The organism is Winslowiella sp. 2C04, assembly GCF_050037805.1.
Classification (GTDB): Bacteria; Pseudomonadota; Gammaproteobacteria; order Enterobacterales; family Enterobacteriaceae; genus Erwinia; species Erwinia toletana_A.
Window position 1 is genome coordinate 4,699,977 of sequence record NZ_CP188300.1, and the last position, 17,280, is coordinate 4,717,256.

At 54.3% G+C, this 17,280-nt stretch carries 14 protein-coding genes; all 14 read left to right on the plus strand.

Annotated elements, in window-relative coordinates; translation table 11 throughout:
* The first annotated feature begins 35 nt into the window (after window positions 1-35).
* The 14 genes from ACP3TC_RS21375 to ACP3TC_RS21440 all read left to right on the plus strand — a co-directional run bounded on the left by ACP3TC_RS21375 (window position 36) and on the right by ACP3TC_RS21440 (window position 17,230).
* Window positions 36-2,174 carry a peptidase domain-containing ABC transporter gene (locus tag ACP3TC_RS21375; RefSeq protein ID WP_313854787.1) on the plus strand — a complete coding sequence of 713 codons (2,139 nt, stop codon included), beginning with the start codon at window positions 36-38 and terminating at the stop codon, window positions 2,172-2,174.
* Window positions 2,171-3,352 carry an efflux RND transporter periplasmic adaptor subunit gene (locus tag ACP3TC_RS21380; protein WP_390902476.1) on the plus strand — a complete coding sequence of 394 codons (1,182 nt, stop codon included), beginning with the start codon at window positions 2,171-2,173 and terminating at the stop codon, window positions 3,350-3,352. Before ACP3TC_RS21375 ends, ACP3TC_RS21380 begins: the two co-directional genes overlap by 4 nt.
* Window positions 3,345-5,288: a MacB family efflux pump subunit gene (locus ACP3TC_RS21385; RefSeq protein ID WP_426817220.1), complete on the plus strand. Its 1,944-nt coding sequence runs from the start codon at window positions 3,345-3,347 to the stop codon at window positions 5,286-5,288. The genes ACP3TC_RS21380 and ACP3TC_RS21385 overlap by 8 nt, the downstream gene beginning before the upstream one ends.
* Window positions 5,285-6,679, plus strand: coding sequence for an efflux transporter outer membrane subunit (locus ACP3TC_RS21390; protein ID WP_313854784.1), 1,395 nt, complete (start codon window positions 5,285-5,287; stop codon window positions 6,677-6,679). Before ACP3TC_RS21385 ends, ACP3TC_RS21390 begins: the two co-directional genes overlap by 4 nt.
* 3 nt (window positions 6,680-6,682) lie before the next feature.
* On the plus strand, window positions 6,683-7,954 hold the full coding sequence (locus ACP3TC_RS21395) for a beta-ketoacyl-[acyl-carrier-protein] synthase family protein (RefSeq protein WP_426817221.1): 1,272 nt from the start codon (window positions 6,683-6,685) through the stop codon (window positions 7,952-7,954).
* The gene (locus ACP3TC_RS21400) at window positions 7,954-8,778 is read left to right on the plus strand and encodes a MaoC/PaaZ C-terminal domain-containing protein (RefSeq protein WP_426817222.1); all 825 of its coding nucleotides are present in this window, start codon (window positions 7,954-7,956) and stop codon (window positions 8,776-8,778) included. Before ACP3TC_RS21395 ends, ACP3TC_RS21400 begins: the two co-directional genes overlap by 1 nt.
* Before the next feature lie 54 nt (window positions 8,779-8,832).
* The gene (locus ACP3TC_RS21405) at window positions 8,833-9,087 is read left to right on the plus strand and encodes an acyl carrier protein (protein WP_313854778.1); all 255 of its coding nucleotides are present in this window, start codon (window positions 8,833-8,835) and stop codon (window positions 9,085-9,087) included.
* A gap of 8 nt (window positions 9,088-9,095) precedes the next feature.
* On the plus strand, window positions 9,096-9,830 hold the full coding sequence (locus ACP3TC_RS21410; RefSeq protein WP_313854777.1) for an SDR family NAD(P)-dependent oxidoreductase: 735 nt from the start codon (window positions 9,096-9,098) through the stop codon (window positions 9,828-9,830).
* 702 nt (window positions 9,831-10,532) lie between these two features.
* Window positions 10,533-11,081 (plus strand): tyrosine-type DNA invertase, encoded by a 549-nt coding sequence (locus ACP3TC_RS21415; protein ID WP_095922315.1) that lies wholly within the window; start codon window positions 10,533-10,535, stop codon window positions 11,079-11,081.
* A 496-nt stretch (window positions 11,082-11,577) separates the two neighbouring features.
* Window positions 11,578-12,099, plus strand: coding sequence for a fimbrial protein (locus ACP3TC_RS21420; protein WP_313854769.1), 522 nt, complete (start codon window positions 11,578-11,580; stop codon window positions 12,097-12,099).
* 90 nt (window positions 12,100-12,189) lie between these two features.
* Window positions 12,190-12,876, plus strand: coding sequence for a fimbrial biogenesis chaperone (locus ACP3TC_RS21425; protein ID WP_426817223.1), 687 nt, complete (start codon window positions 12,190-12,192; stop codon window positions 12,874-12,876).
* A gap of 102 nt (window positions 12,877-12,978) precedes the next feature.
* A complete protein-coding gene (locus ACP3TC_RS21430; RefSeq protein WP_313854764.1) occupies window positions 12,979-15,537 on the plus strand; it encodes a fimbria/pilus outer membrane usher protein in 2,559 nt (852 codons plus the stop codon).
* Between the two features lie 14 nt (window positions 15,538-15,551).
* Complete coding sequence (locus ACP3TC_RS21435) at window positions 15,552-16,640, plus strand: fimbrial protein (protein WP_426817224.1); 1,089 nt, start codon at window positions 15,552-15,554, stop codon at window positions 16,638-16,640.
* A gap of 32 nt (window positions 16,641-16,672) precedes the next feature.
* A complete protein-coding gene (locus tag ACP3TC_RS21440; protein WP_313854761.1) occupies window positions 16,673-17,230 on the plus strand; it encodes a fimbrial protein in 558 nt (185 codons plus the stop codon).
* Window positions 17,231-17,280 lie beyond the last annotated feature (50 nt).

Genomic DNA, 17,280 nt, shown 5'->3' on the forward strand with positions numbered 1-17,280 from the left:
TACTGAAAAAAACAGGGCGTTTTAAGGTATCGATTATGGATAATATTATTCCTAAGCTGGTTTATCAGGCAGAAACGAATGAGTGCGCGCTGGCCTGTATTTCTATGCTGGCGGAGACTCAGGGCATCAGCGCACCGCTTGAAGTGTTACGTGAACGTTTCCCGACATCGTCCCACGGCACCGCGCTGTCGACCCTGTGCGACATCTTATCTGAGCTGGCGATCCCGGCGTATCCGGTGGCGTTTGATTTCGATGAGCTGGCAGAACTGCCTTTACCGGCCATTTTGCACTACGGTGCCAGTCACTATGTCCTGCTAGCCTATCGTCAGGGAAGCTATGTCTGCGTGATGAATCCGGCGATTGGCGAACAGCTTCTGCCGATTGCCGCGCTCAAATCTGAAATCAGCGGTTACGCGGTAGTGCTCGATCAGGAGGCGCCGCGCACTGCGCAGCCGGCAGAAAAACAACCGCGCACGCGTCGTTTCCGTGCGCTCGAATGCATGAGCCTGAAACAAACGGCGGCGATCCCCGGCATTTACAAGCTGATGCTGCTGGCATTTCTGGTATCACTGACCTTGTTCATCATGCCGGTGATGGTCAGCTCGGCAATCAACAACGTTTTCTCTTCCGGCGGCAAAACCGAATTCCCATATTTCTATTACCTGCTGGCCTTCGTTGTCTCGACGTTGCTGGCGTTTATTGTGCGCAGCGTGACCGAGCGGTTTATCAAACGTTTTGTCGTGATGCAGAGCGTCAGCGGTTTTGCCCGGTTGCTGAACAACACGCTCTCTTTCTTTGAGAAACGCAGCCCCGGTGAAATCTACAGCCGTTTCTCCAACTGGCAGATGGCGGCGGCGCAAAAAATCGAGCTGGATAACGGCCTGCGTGTGGACTGGGTCGTCGGCGTGATTGCGCTGGCGGTGATGTGCTATATCAGCCCGCTGCTGGCCGGAATTTCCGCCATCGGCGTCACGCTGATGGGGCTGGTCAGCGTCTGGGCGATTTTCCGCGACCGCTATTACACCCAGCAGGTTCAGGTAAAGAGTGCAGAACAAAGCGACTTCCTGCTGGAAACTATTCAGGGTTTCGCCACGCTCAAATCCGCCGGACTAAACAGCCAGCGTCAGGCGGCATTCGCCGGATATGCGCTGTCGCTGTTTGACTGCCGCCAGAAACAGAAAGTGTACGAGCAGGTGAAAAGCAGCCTGTATCAGCTGATTGGCAGCCTCGAGATGGTTTTCTTTATGCTGCTGGCGCTACCGTTGCTGAAAGATAACCGGATTTCACTGGGTGAATTCTTCGCCTACAGCTTTGTCCGTCAGATTTTTACCGCTTACATCACGCAGATTTTCTTCTCAGTGCTGCAAAAGAATCAGCTGCACGTGATTGATACCCGAGCCGCCGATCTGTTCCCGCAGGTCAGAGAAGAGGCCGCCGGTGACTTACTGCTGCCTGTCCGCTTCAGCCAGGAGCTTATCTACCGGGAACTTCAGTTTGCTTACGATCCTGGTAAACCGGTGCTGGATCACGTGTCGATGACGGTGCGTCATGGCGAAACGCTGGCGATTGTCGGTGAGTCGGGCGCGGGGAAAAGTACGTTGCTGAAAGTCATTACCGGACTTATCGAACCTCAGGGCGGAGAAATCCTGGTCGACGGACAGTCGGTCAGCAGCCGTCAGGTACAGAAGCTGTTCTTCCTGCAAAGTCAGGAGGACATCCTGTTCAATACCAGCGTTCTGCAAAACATCACGCTGTTTGATCGTGAACACGACGCGCAAAAACAGCTGCGTATCGATAAGTCGCTGCGCGGGCTGAACCTGACGGAGGTGATCGACCGTCTGCCAGGCAAACAAAACGCGCTGATCCGCGAAAGCCATCCCGCGCTGTCGCTGGGGCAACGTCAGCGTCTGATGCTGGCACGTGCGATGTACAGCGATTGTCCGGTGATGGTGCTGGATGAGCCGACGGCCAATCTCGATGAAGAGACGGCGCAGCAGGTGATGCAAACCCTGATCAGTCATTGCCATGAATACGGAAAAATTCTGATCACCGTAACGCACAGTGAAACCGCGCTGGCCTTATTTGACCGCATCTGTGTGATGAGAAATGGTCGCGTAGCCGCAACGACGAGCACTGTGATTTCCACTATCACCCCGCAAGGAGAACCGGCGTGAGTTTCTCGATCAGACAAATCGCCGTCGGACACCGCAAGGTATTTTATGCACTGATCATTGTGTTGTTGATCCTGCTGGCCGGTGCTGCGTACGGTGTACATAGCATAATGTCCGGCACTGCTGCGCCGCTGGTTTCACAGGCTATAGGTCGCGGGGATATCGAAAAAACCGTACTGGCGACCGGTATCCTCAAGCCTTCCGCGCAGGTCAACGTCGGTGCGCAGGTCAACGGTCAGTTGAAAAAACTGTATGTCCGTGCGGGCGACCGGGTCACAAAAGGCCAGTTACTGGCCGAAATCGACCCGACGCTGCAACAGAGCGAACTGCGTAAATCCGAAGCGGAACTCGACAGTGCCGTGGCGCAAAAGCAGGCGTCGCTGTACACGCTCACGCAATATCAGCTGGAGCTGAAACGTCAGTTACAGATGGATCGCGATGGCTCAGGCACCAAAAGCAATCTCGAGCAGGCGCAGGCTAAAGTCGATACCCAGAAAGCGCAGATCAAAGTCAACGAAGCGCAGATTGTGCAGGCGCAGATGGCGCTGGAAACGGCGAAAGCCAATCTGGGCTATACGCGGATCCTGGCACCGGTGGACGGGCAGGTGCTCGGCATCGTCACCAAAGAAGGGCAAACCGTGGTCTCTTCGCAGACCGCACCGACCATTCTGGTGCTGGCCAACGTCGATACGATGACCGTGCAAACCCGTATTTCAGAAACCGACATCCTGAAAGTGCATCCCGGCCAGCCGCTGTGGTTTTACGTAGTCGCCGATCCCAAACATCGTTATCAGAGCGTAATGGGCACCTTGCAGGACGCGCCAAACGACGCCTTACAGGATGAAAGCACCAGCAGCCAGACTCAACAACCTTCTGCGGTCTATTACAACGGCGTATTCAGCGTGCCGAACCCTGACCATCTGCTGCGCACCTCAATGACCGCGCAGGTATTTATCATCACCGAACAAGCCAAAAATGTGCTGCGTCTGCCGGTGATGGCGCTGGGGCAGCCACTGGGCGATGACCGGTTTCAGGTGCAGGTGGTGAACGGTGACAAGACCGAACAACGGGTTATCCGCGCGGGCATCAATGACCGTCAGTTTGTCGAAGTGAAAGACGGGCTGAGCGAAGGTGAGCACGTGGTGGTGATGCAAAATGAGGGAGAGACGGCAAATGGCTAATTCTCCGGTCATCGAACTTTCGCATATCTCCCGCCGTTTTGGTGAGGGCAACGCCGCCGTCACGGTGCTCAAAGATATTTCCCTGCGCGTCAATGCCGGGGAAATGCTGGCAATTATCGGCGCGTCCGGTTCGGGTAAATCGACGCTGATGAATATTCTCGGTTGTCTGGATAAGCCGTCGGAAGGCGAAATGCGCATTATGGATGTGCCTGCGCATGTGGCGACCAGCGAACAACTGGCGCAATTGCGCAGCCAGTATCTGGGCTTTATTTTTCAGCGCTATCACTTGATGCCCTATCTTACGGCCCTCGAAAACGTCACTATTCCGGCGCTGTATACCGACATGCCCGCGGCGGCGCGTCAGGCGCGGGCGGAACATTTGCTCAACCGGTTAGGTCTTGGCAACCGCATGAATTACCGGCCCGCGCAGCTTTCCGGCGGGCAACAGCAACGCGTCAGTATTGCGCGAGCACTGATGAACGGTGCGCCGGTGATCCTCGCCGACGAGCCGACCGGCGCGCTCGACAGCACCAGTGGTCAGGAGCTGATGGCGATTTTGCATGGCCTGCATCAGGCCGGCCATACGCTGATTATCGTCACCCACGACCGCAGTATCGCCGAACAGTGTCAGCGTATTGTCGAAATCCACGACGGCGAGATTATCGCAGATCGCATCAATCTGGTGATGCAGCAGGGCAAATCTCAGGGATTACCGGCAATAGCCGCCACCGGACGCACGCCGATGTGGCAGAGTCTGAAAGAAGCGGTGCGCATGGCGTGGCGTTCCCTGCTCGGGCACCGGATCCGCGCCTTTCTTTCCATGCTCGGCATCATTATCGGCATCTCTTCGGTGGTGTCCTCAATGGCGGTGGGTGAAGGCGCGCGGCAGAGCATTCTCAGCCAGATAAGCCAGCTCGGTACCAGCACCATCGAAATTCAGCCCGGTCTGGGCTGGGATAAACCGCGACCTGATTTTGAACGTTCCCTGACGCTGGAAGACGTGGATTTGCTCGGCAGGCAGCCGTACATCGACAGCCTGTCGCCGGTGGTGAGCAAAACCGTAATGGCAATCCGTGGCGGTAAACAGGTGCTGGTGTCGTTGTCGGGCGTCAGTAACGGATTCTTTCGCGTGCAGGGGCTCAATTTTATTGCCGGAAACCGTTTTACGCCCCGCGATCTCGACGACCGCGAGCCGGTGGTGATCATTGACCCGAATGTGCGCAGCACCTTGTTTCCCGGACAGGATCCGCTGGGCGAAATTATTCAGCTTTCCGGCGTGCCTTATCGGGTGATCGGCGTAGCGGATAAAAAAGGGCCGAAGTATATCGGCGAGCAGCTCGGCGCGTGGATCCCTTACACCTCCTTGCTGGAGCGCATGTCGGGCGATACGCCGCTGCAATCCATCACCCTGCGTATTGCTGACGGTTATCCGACGGATGTCGCCCAGCGCAACGTCGAGCAACTGCTGGATTCGGCGCATGGCAAACGCGATTTCTTCACCATGACCAACGACCAGCTGACGAAGACTATCCGTAAAACATCGGAATCAATGACGCTGCTGATCACCGCCATTGCCGGGATTTCGCTACTGGTGGGCGGTGTGGGCGTGATGAACATCATGCTGGTGTCGGTGACGGAAAGAACGCACGAGATTGGCATTCGTCTGTCGGTTGGCGCACGTCCGGCGGACATCATGCGTCAGTTCCTGATTGAGGCGGTGGTGATTTGTACCCTTGGCGGCCTGATCGGCATTGTCGGATCCGGCGTGGCAGGGCTGATTTTTTCTCAGGTTACGCAGGAATTTACCATGATTTTCACCTGGCCGCCGATCCTTTTAGCCTGCGGTTTCTCGGCGCTTATCGGTCTCGGCTTCGGCTTTTTCCCGGCACGTAACGCCGCGCGTTTGCATCCGACAGAGGCGCTGGCACGCGAATGAACAAACTGAATTTACTCTCAATGGCAGTGATGACGTTACTGATCACCGGCTGTGGTCAGGCGCTGAAAAGCGAATACCAGCGGCCGATGCTGTCGGTGCCGCAAACCTGGCGGGTGCAGGATACCGGCGAGGGCGTGGCGAAATTTTCTCCGCACTGGTGGGATAACTTTGATGACCCGCAGCTGTCACGGCTAATTGTTTCCGCGTTGCAAAGCAATAACGATCTGGCGTTGGCGGGCATAAAACTGCGGCAAGCGCTGCTGACGGCGGGTATCTCAGATCTGAATCTGACCCCTGATTTTTCTGCCAATGCATCGGCCAGCAACACCAAAAATATGCGCCGCGAGACCACGCCGGTCGAAAGTTACACCAACTCACTGTCGGCCTCTTATGAGCTGGATCTGTGGGGGAAACTGGCGCGCACCCGCGAGCAGTCCGACTGGCTGGCAAAAGCCTCGGAGCAGGATTTGCAGGCCACCGCACTGACGCTCATCGGAACCACTTCACAGCTTTACTGGCAGATTGCCAGCCTGAATCAGCAGATCAGTAATTTGCAGCAAAGCCTGGCGATTGCGCGGAAAACCGTGGTGATGGTGACGTCACGCTGGAAAGCCGGTGATCTCGGTCAACTGGATTATTTGCAGGCACAGCAAACGGTGCTGAGCCGCGAAAACAACCTGCGCGATTTGTATCAACAGCGCGATGAAAACCGTAATGCACTGGCGATTTTACTTAGCCGTCCGCCGGGTCAATACCTTGCAGAGCGTCAGTCGCTGGATATTCATCAGAGCGTGCCTGTGGCGCAGCGTTTACCGCTTGAAGTAATCGCCAGAAGGCCGGATGTGCAGTCGGCTGAGATGAATCTGCGTGCGGCGCTGGCCGGTTCGGACGTCGCACGGCTGAGCTTTTATCCGTCGCTGACGCTGAATGCGTCACTGAATGCCGGGGCTTCTGTGTTTCAGCAATGGTTCAGCAATCCGGCCAGAACGCTTGGATCTGCGCTCAACTTGCCGTTTATCGAATGGAACAAAGTACGGCTGACCGTTGAACAATCCGGTCTGGATGTACAAACCGCGGCGATTCAGTTCCGCAGCGCATCGTACAGCGCGTTGCAGGATATCGACAATGCCATGTCGCAGCGCCTGACCTATCAGCAGGAAAAACAGCGACAGCTGGAAGATCTGGTATTAAGCCAGCAGCGGCTGGCGCTGGTGGAAAGCCAGTATCGTCACGGTTCGGTGGCGTATCAGACGCTGCTCGACGCGCAGAACACCTTGCTGGACAGCCAGAACACGCTGGTAACCACGCAATATAACTACCTGTATTCAACCATGAAACTCTGGCTGGCGCTGGGTGGCGGGGAAGACAACACATTGAGTCAACAAGGATAAAGCATGCAAAAGGATGTTTTACAGACGGCAGACACGCCGCGTCGGGTGGTTGTGACCGGTTACGGTGCGGTGACCCCGCTGGGGTTGAACTCCGCCGTAAGTTGGGCCGCGATCATGGATTACACTCCTGGTTACCGCTACTGCGACAAATCAGCTGCCGGGATTAAATCGCGTTTTTACGGTCTGATTGATCATGAACCTTCGCTCAAAGGCGTGCCTGCGGCGATCCGTCGCCGCCTGCCGCGTTATGCACGGCTGACGCTGGCGTCCGCGCGGGAAGCGATGCAGATGGCGTTTGGCGATGACAAGCCGGAGCAACATTACGATTTGCGCGACTGTGGCGTCATTATGGGTACCGGCTGGGCGGGCCAGGATGAAACTCAGCTGCATTACGAAGACTATCTGCGTACCGGTATGGGATCTCCTTTTGGCTGCTTTTTCTCCATGCCGAATTCCGCCACGGCGGCAGTCAGTTTGCTGTGGGGATTGCGTGGCTATCAGAACACGCCGGTTGCGGCTTGTGCGACCGGAACTATCGCGGTCGGCGACGCTTTCGAACTGATCCGCAGTGGCCGGGCCAGCATGATGCTGGCGGGTGCGGGAGAATCACTGCGTTCTGATTCGGCGGTATGGAATATCGACGTGCTGGGCGCGCTGGCCAGTGAACAGGAAGCGATCACCCGCGCCTGTTGCCCGTTCAGCCTGCATCGCAACGGTTTTGTGCTCAGCGAAGGTGCTGCGGTGCTGTGTCTGGAAGAACGGGAATCGGCCGTTGCGCGCGGCGCAAACATTCTCGGTGAGATTCTGGGTTACGGCAATTTCTCAGATGCGTTTGATTTTACCGCACCGGCTGAAGACAAAATTGCGCGGGTGCAAACCATCCGCCATGCGCTGGCGCAGGCCGGTATTGCCGCCAGCGATCTGGATTATATCAATGCGCACGGCACCTCTACGCCACTCAACGATCTCAATGAAACCGAAGCAATCAAGATTGCGCTGGGAGAAACGGCGGCTTATAGCACCCCGTGCTCAAGCACCAAATCCTATACCGGACATCTGATCGCGGCGGCTGGCAGTTTTGAATCAATCATCTGCCTGCAGGCACTTGAGCATCAGATCATACCTGCGACCTGCCATCTCGATGCGCCCGATCCTGCGTGCGATCTGGATTACGTCCCCAATGTGCATCGCCCGGCGGTACTGAACACCACGCTGAACCTGAGTTTCGGCTTCGGCGGGGCGAACGCCGCGCTGGTGATCGGAAGGGGAAAATAATGCTGGCGGCTGACACTTTGCGTTACAGCCTGTCTGATGCCGAACGCTGGGCGGCATTTTCCGGTGATTACAATCCGATCCATTTTGATGCTGCTGAGGCGCAGCGTCTTGGTCTGACCGGATTATGTGTTCACGGAATGCGCGCGATGCTGGATATGAAATCGGCGCTGAGTACTTCGCGGGAAAAGCACGGGGTTACGGCAGACGGACTGATGTTCACCAGCCGTCTACGCGAACCGGTGTTGTGCGACACGCTGTATCAGCTGCCGGTGCGCGAAACGCTGCGTGATGACAGGGTGCAGCTGAGCGCAAGCTTGCGTCATGCGCAGACACAGCAGGCCAGCATCAGCAGCAAACTGACGCCGACGCAGGCACTGGAGCTGTCACCGGTCACGCAGGTGAATACGCTGGGCGCGCAGGAACTGGCAACGCTGCATACGCAGTTTCTGGCTGTCGGCAGTCCGGTGGTTCCGCCGTGGAGTTTTCTCGACGCGGTGCTGTTTCGCCAGCTGGTGAACGCCCCGCAGACGCTGGAAACCGTGCACAGTCTTTTACCGTCGGTTCATGCGACCCGCCTGGGTGACGTTTTTACTCTGGTACAGGTGGTGCAGACGCATCATGAAACGCATTTTTCCCCGCGATTACTGACGCAGACAGAACAGGAACCGCGTTTCGGCGCGATACATTACGCCATCCTGCCGACGCTGGTCATGGGCGAAAAACAGCGCGGGCTGGTGCTGCTGGCAGGCATTCAGGCATGGCAGGACGCTGAACCGCTGATGTCCGTCGCGGTCACGCTTAAAACCGGACCGCTGACTGAATGACACACTAATTTTTCATAAAAAAGAAATACAAATTAATCACTTAAAGGAATAAACATGCCGAATTATGATGAGGTTTACAGCAAGGTTTGCGAGATGCTGTGTGACGCGAAGGATCTTGAGCAGGAAGATCTCACCCCGGACATGCCCTTGTATCAGCTCAAACTCGATAGCCTGGATTACGTTGAACTGATGGTGCTGGCGAAGAAAGAGTTTGGCGTCACCATCGAGGCTGATTTGTTCGTCGATAACGTGAACATTACGGTGCGTGAGCTGTGCCAGTATCTCAGCGAAAAAGCCACTAAGCCATGAAAGAAGTCATGGAAAATCAATGGATTTTAATCACCGGTGGCAGCCGGGGGATCGGACGCGCCGCCGTACAGCGTCTGGCGAAAGAATGGAATGTGGTATTTACCTGGTGTCAGGGCGAAAGCGCCGCGCATGAGGTGGAGCTGGCCTGTGCGGGGTTGCCCGGCCGGGTCGAAAGTCATCAGTGCGACGGGCGTGATGAGCAGGCCGTTATACATCTGGCCACTGACCTGCTGGCACGCTACGGCGCGCCGCACGCCGTGGTACACAATGCGGGTATCACGCTTGATGCGCTGCATATCCACCAAAACGCCGATAACTGGCGTAAAGTCATGGACACCAACTTAAACGCCATCTTCTACTGGAACAGCCAGTTAGTTGAACCGATGATGATGCAGGGCGGTGGTTCGGTGGTAATGATGTCGTCGGTGACGGGGATAAAGGGTAACAGTGGGCAGAGCGCTTATGCGGCGAGTAAGGCGGCGATGATCGGCCTTGCGCGAACGTTATCGGTAGAACTGGGGCGCTTTAACGTTCGGATTAACTGCCTGCTGCCCGGTTATATCGACACCGAAATTCTCGCTGATATGCCTAAAGACAAGCTTGTTGCGCTGCGTAAAACGATTCCGATGAAACGTTTCGGAAAGGTGGACGAAGTGGCAGGCGCGGTGGCGTGGCTGGTCAGTGAAGACAGCACGTACATGACCGGACAAAGTCTCATTCTGGACGGTGGTCTTTCCGCCTGATCTCCCGTTACGTCTGCCTGATCAAAACAGGACGCATTGCGTCCTGTTTTTTTTTATTTCCGCGCTGTCTCAGGTTGTTCCTGCTTTGCTAATCCCCGCCGTAGCCGCGAAAAAACGACTGGTGGTTGCCAGATCGCCGTTTATTCGGCACAACTTTCGGATGTTAAGCTATACACTTGAAATAAACTTCTCGCCCGCCCTGAAAATGCGTAAAAAGCCTCAGAAATTTCCTTGTAAAAAATTCCTGCCACAGGCAGGATAAAATGCCTCCGTAGCACCGAAAATGAGAGGGTGTTAAAGGATAAACGCGAAAATACGCCATGCTGATTGCCACGTACTTGATCTGTTAATATAGTTCACAACAGTTTAAAACCGTGAATTATTTTAAATTACGCCTACGTTATGGCGAATATGATATAAACTTAATTGTCAGTGATGATAACCATAAAGCTTTGATTTTTATTTTATTTGATGGCGTTTGGTTTAGGACGTATATTGAAAATGAATGAATTGACTTTATACGCATCACTTTAAGGAGGGCCTTAACCACACAGGGATATTAAAAACCCCTGTTATTAAACGATGAATTAATGAACCGTTGTGCAGCAGGCGATCACTATTTCCATTTTCGGAAAAGTGTTGAATGATGAGTGCCACCGAAATCAATACTTATCCGGGACACTATGAACATGAAGAGGCACTATGAAAAATCGTAAATATCTGACTCCGTCTGAGGTTGAGAAACTGCTTGAGGCTACGTTGCGCGGAAGGCACGCAGAACGGGATTATTGCCTGATCTGGATGTGTTTTATCCACGGTTGCCGGGTCAGTGAAATCAGCAGCTGGCGGCTCTCGGATATCGACATGGAAGGCAATAATATCTATATCCACCGGTTAAAAAATGGCTTCTCTACCGTTCATCCCCTCTATATGCGGGAAAGGAAATCGTTAATGCTCTGGATGAATAAAAGAAAGCAATACCGTGGTGCGGATTCCGACTGGTTGTTTCTTTCTAATCGTGGTTCTAAATTATCACGACAGCGCATTTACTGGTTAATAAGAAATTATAGTCAGGCCGCTAATCTAACTATTAACGCCCATCCGCATATGTTAAGACACGGCTGTGGTTTTGCGCTGGCAGACAGAGGGATTGATACCCGCTTAATTCAGGATTATTTAGGTCATCGTAATATTCAGAACACGGTTTTATATACGGCGAGTAACGCCAAAAGATTTAAAGAAGTCTGGTAGCCAACCTGTAATTAATTGTTTCAATGGGGTCATTTTGAACTAAATTGGAGCATACTCTAATCAGCCGGTAAATTTCTGTCAATACTGAGTGCCACCCTCCGCAGAAGTTTATTAAAATCATATAAAATTCAGTTTCTTATAGATTAATTTGTTAATTCGACATACCGGAAGTCTCTCGGTTTTTTCTTACATCCCCTTCGCTTGATTTCTCACGCCATACTCACTCTGCCGGCAAATACTTTAGTTTTATCTCATAATAACCCCATATAAAAGCATTAGATTCTGCACAAAATTCCATATTTAGCACAATAAACCAAAGGAGTCACTTTAGTTCAAAATGAATCGTTTGGGTTTCGGGATTAAACACGCCCGGCGGCTTATTAAGTGGGGTGGAACCTCATGAACTAAATAAAGGAATGACAGATGGTTTTGTCAAAACTAATTCGAACACCGGGAAAGGTGTTTCGATTTGCATTATGTTAATAGGAAAAATTTCGTGAAAAAGAATCTTCTTGCTGTTGCCCTGATCGCGTCTTCTGCATTCGCTTCTTCCGCTTTTGCAGCAGATGGCGCCGTTAACTTCACTGGCACTATCACAGATGCGGCTTGTACGATCGATACTGCTTCTCAAAACCAGGATGTCTTCCTGGGTAATATCGCCCGTACCGCGTTCCCTGTTGCGGGTTCACTGGCCGCTGCCAAAAAATTCACTTTAGTTCTGACCGACTGCCCTGACACCGTGACCGGTGCGACCGTGCGTTTCGACGGTACTCAGGTTTCTGGTGACAACACCGTGCTGGCGCTGACTGCCGGTGACAACACTGCCTCAGGCGTAGGTATTCAGATTTCTGACAACCAGAACAAAGTGGTTCCGTTGTACGAAGACTCCTCTGTTTATCCGCTGGTCAGCACCGGTCCTAACAATCTGGACTTTAGCGCTCGTTACATCTCCCTGACCGACTCAGTCACCGTGGGTGATGCAAACGGCGTGACTCAGTTCACCGTGGTTTATCAATAAGCCCTTTTGATTCGCTTCAGTTGAATTAAGTCAGACCAGGGGAGTGCATGCCCCTGGTCTATTTGAATGGTTAAGACAGGCAGGGACACGATGAAAACATGGCGCGCTACAGCGGTGGCAGCATTATTAATGACCTTCGGCATGGCCGCACAGGCGGGTGTCGTGGTCGGCGGCACGCGTCTCATCTATGACGGCGGCAAGAAAGAATCCTCCATCAATATCAGTAACCCCGATAAAACGCCTTATCTGATCCAGTCCTGGGTGGATGGCGCTGAAAACGGCAAAACAGCATCGGCTGACAAAGCGCCGTTCATCGTGACTCCACCTTTATTCCGCCTTGATGGTAATCAGCAAAACATTCTGCGCGTAGTGCGTGCGGGCGGTAATTTGCCCGAGACCAAAGAGTCGCTGTACTGGCTGAACATCAAATCGATCCCTTCCGCCGAGAAGCGAGAAAACACCCTGCAGATTGCCGTGAAAACGCGCATCAAGCTGATTTTTCGCCCGTCCGGCGTGAAAAGTACGCTGGAAGAGTCCGCTAAAACGCTGACATGGAAACGCATCGGTAACCGCATTCAGGTGACCAATCCGTCGGCGCATTACATCACTTTCTTTAACGTGAAAATCAATGGCGGCGCGATGAAGAACGTCACCATGGTCGCACCGCAGTCTGATGCCAGTTTTGACTTACCGGCCGGCGTCACCGGCGGCTCACTGAGCTGGCAATTCATCAACGATTACGGAGGCACCAGCAAACCTTTTATTGCCAGTCTCTGACCTGAATTAATGACCAGAAGAAATCTGTCACGGCGGTAAACAAGGAAGGCGAGGGAGTAGCGCCAGAAATTCTGGCTGCGTTGCAAACATGGAATTAACAAAATGAAGAACAAAACGAAAAGTCATAATTCGACCGGCTTTACGCGTTCCCGGCTTGCCTGGCTGGTGTCGTGCCAGATAGCAATGTTAATGGGCGGAACACCTCTGGCCAGCGCAGCGGAATATTTCAACCCGGCCTTACTGGAAATCGATAATCCTGCACAGGGTAATGCCGATCTGTCGATTTTCGAAGAGGGGGATTTACAGCCGCCAGGCACTTATCGTGTTGATATTTATCTGAATGGTTCAGCGGTCGATACCCGTGACGTAAAATTTACCCTGACAACGGATACGGCGGGTAAGCAAAGCCTGCAGCCCTGTCTGAGCGGCGAACTGCTGCGAGATATGGGCGTGAAGATTGGCATGTTCCCCGGTATCCAGGCTACAGACGAGTGTGCCAATTTCACCGGTGCGATAGCGCAATCCTCTGCTGCTTTCCGCTTCGATCAGCAACGGCTGGATCTGAGCATTCCCCAGGCGGCGCTGAATTCGCAGGCGCGCGGTTACGTGTCTCCTGACAAATGGGAACCGGGCATTCCGGCTTTGCTGATGAACTACAGCTTCAGCGGCGCGAACACCGAAGCGCGGGAAAACGACGCTCGTAACAGCAATACCTATTACCTGAATCTGCGTTCCGGGGCGAATCTGGGTGCCTGGCGTTTGCGTAACTATTCCACCTGGAACCGCGACAGCAATGGCACTGACCACTGGGATTCCATCAATACCTATTTGCAACGTGATATCCAGGCGCTGCGGGGTCAGCTGACGTTAGGCGAAAGTAACTCACCGACCGAAGTGTTCGATACGGTTCCGTTTCGCGGTTTGCAGCTGGCCTCTGACGACGATATGTTGCCGGACAGTATGAAAGGCTACTCGCCGGTGGTGCGTGGCATTGCGAACAGTAATGCGCAGGTGACCATCCGCCAGAACGGGTATGTCATCTACCAGAGTTACGTGCCTGCCGGGCCTTTTGCCATTTCAGATCTCTATCCGACAGCGGGCAGTGGCGACCTGAATGTGACGATTAAAGAAGCCGATGGCAGTGAGCGAAATATGGTGGTGCCTTTCGCGTCGGTGCCTGTGCTTCAGCGCGAAGGACATCTGAAATACAGCTTCACCAGCGGTCAGTACCGCTCGTATAACGATAACGTCGAAAAGACGCCGTTCACTCAGGGCACCGCGATTTATGGTTTATCGCACGGTGCGACGGTGTATGGCGGCTTGCAGGCGGCCAGCAAATATCAGTCGGTGGCGATGGGGCTGGGTCAAAACCTCGGCAGCATCGGTGCGCTTTCCGCAGACGTGACGCAGGCCTGGACTAAACAGAAAGACGCGCCAAAAGACAGCGGTCAGTCTTACCGTCTGCGTTACGGCAAAAGCTTTGTCGAGTCAGGCACCAACTTCAGCCTGGCCAGCTACCGCTATTCCACCGCCGGTTTTTATACCTTGCAGGAAGCGCTGGAAAGCTACTCCGGCGGCAGCGGATATTACAGCGATCACAAGAAAAGCCGCGCTGAACTGACCCTGAGCCAGAACTTGTGGGAAAAGGGCGGTGCGCTTTCGCTGAGTCTGGTTAAAGAAGAATACTGGAATAATAACCGGTCAACCCAGTCGGGCAGCGTGGGCTACAACAACACCTGGGAAGGCATTTCCTGGGGGGTTAACTACACCTACAACCGCAATGGCACGGACAGCAACGGCAACCGGACCTATTACACCGATCAGATTGTGGCCGTCAACATCAGCGTGCCGTTGAGCAAATGGCTGCCGGGCAGTTACGCCACCTATAACCTTAACAGCAGTAAAAACGGCAATACCTCACATAACGTCGGGCTGAGCGGCACAGCACTGCGTGATGACAATTTGAATTACAACATCAGTCAGGGTTACACCACGCAGGGGCAGGGTGCGAACGGCTATGCCAGCGCAGACTATAAAGGCGGTTACGGCGAAGTGAATGCCGGTTACGGCTATGACCGCACCCAGCGCCGTATGGATTACGGTCTGCAGGGCGGCATTTTGTTGCACGAAAATGGCGTGACCTTCTCGCAACCGCTGAGTGAAACGGTGGTGCTGGTGAAAGCGCCGGGCGCCGACGATGTCAGCATCGCCAGCAATACCGGGGTTAAAACAGACTGGCGCGGCTATGCGGTGGTGCCTTACGCCACGGCGTACCGGCGTAACCAGATTTCCCTTGATACCTCAACCTTGCCGGACAATGTCGATATGACGCTGACCAGCACCACGGTGATCCCAACGCGTGGCGCGGTGGTGCGTGCGGACTTTGATCCGAACGTCGGCCAGCGTGTGCTGATGACACTGACCCGCGCCAACGGCGAGCCGGTGCCATTTGGTGCCACCGCAGGCGTGAACAACGGTGGCAAGGAGAACAGCAGCATTGTCGGAGACGGCGGGCAGGTTTATCTGTCAGGCATGTCCGACAGCGGCACGCTGACAGTGAAATGGGGTAATTCAGCGGCGCAGTCCTGTCAGGTGAACTATCGCCTGCCTGAACAACCGGCCACGTCGGGTATTCAACTTATTAACGGAGACTGCCGGTAAGGCGGAACATGGAAATGACCGATCGTATGAATCAATTATCAACAGACGTGACTTCACCACGCCAGCCAATCCTCCGCCGCGTGTCCGGGGGTAAAAAGGGTGCATTGTTCGGGCTGATGCTGGCCGGTGGCATACTGAGCGCCAATGCGCAGGCAAGTGACTGCGCCCCGACTGACGGGACAAAATCTTATACGTTCAACATGAGTTATTTGTTAACCGACCCGACCCAAAACACGGCCGGAAAGATCGTTAACAACGCCTATCAGTGGAACCTCAGCGGTAACTACAATGTTACCTGTTCCTGCACTGGCAGCTATGTCGGGGGTTACGTGACCGCAAAAGTGCCGGATACCGGGCTGGCGTACGCCGACGGTGACCTGAATTATTACAGTATCAACGAGTTTCTCGCCGTGGCCAGTCAGGTTTATATCGCCGGAGGAGTTGGCGATTTTAAATCGACGCCGTTCACCAGTGTCAGCAACCAGAATACCGCCGCCAACTGCGCCCGATATCCTTATGCCACCGGCGCACGCGGCACCATTTCACTCTATTTCCGCCGGCCTTTTGTCGGTGTACAAACCATTCCGCTGACCAAAGTAGTGGATGTGTATATCGCTTCTGATCCGACGACGCAGTCGGCCGTTCCTGTCTCGACCGTCTGGATGAGCGGCACAGTGACTGTGCCGCAGTCGTGCGTTATCAATGGCGGTGGCGTGATCACGGTACCGTTCGACGACATCTTGTCGGGCGATATCGCCACCAAAGGTCAGATGGCGAAAAACTTCACGCCGAAAAACGTCAATTTCAACGTGGCCTGTACCAATATTTCCGAGGGCGTCAATGTCAGCCTCTCTTTCCAGGGAACGCCGGATGCCAACGATCCGACCGCACTCTCGACCACTAACGCCGATGTGGGCGTCAGGATCCAGGACAGCGCGGGTGCCACCGTGGCACCGCTCAGCGGCCGCTTACCGCTGACGATGGATTACGCTACTCAGGTGGGAACGTCGCAGATTAACTTATTTCCGATTAACACCAGTGGTAAAGAGCCGGGCACCGGTGATTTCACCGCCACCGCGACCATCCGCGCAGAAATACAGTAATTCCGGGACGTGACCGGTAAGGGAATATCACCATGATGAAAGGCTTAACGGCATTTGTAATCACTAAGGGAAAAGCATCGGCGCTGGTTCTGGCGCTTGGACTGGGGCTGACGGCCAGCACGCTGTGGCAAACAGCCAGCGCGGACACCGTGCTGAATATCACCGGCAATATTAAAGCGTCGCCGTGCACGATCAGCCTGCCTTCCGGCGGAATGAATGTGGATCTGGGGCAGAAGATTCTGGCCTCGTCGATGGCAGAGGCCGGCTCATCATCAGACTGGAAACCTTTCTCGATTGCGCTGACGGCGTGTCCGGCCTCGACCTCCGAAGCCACCATGACCGTCAACGGGACGCCGGATGAGACTGAAAGCGACATGTACGCCAACACCGGCAGCGCCACGCAGGTGCAAATTCAGCTGGAAACCAGCGACGGTACGGCACTGGGAAACGCGGCGCAGAAAGTTCAGAACATTGACACCGCCACCCGCAGTACCACGTTTGATATGCGCGCCCGGGCATACAGCGCGCAGGGGAAGGTGACGCCGGGAACGATTGTCGGCAGCGTGCAAGTCACGTTTACCTACCAGTAAGCCCATTTGAACGATCAGCAACTGAGGAAAATCAGCAAGTACCATGAATA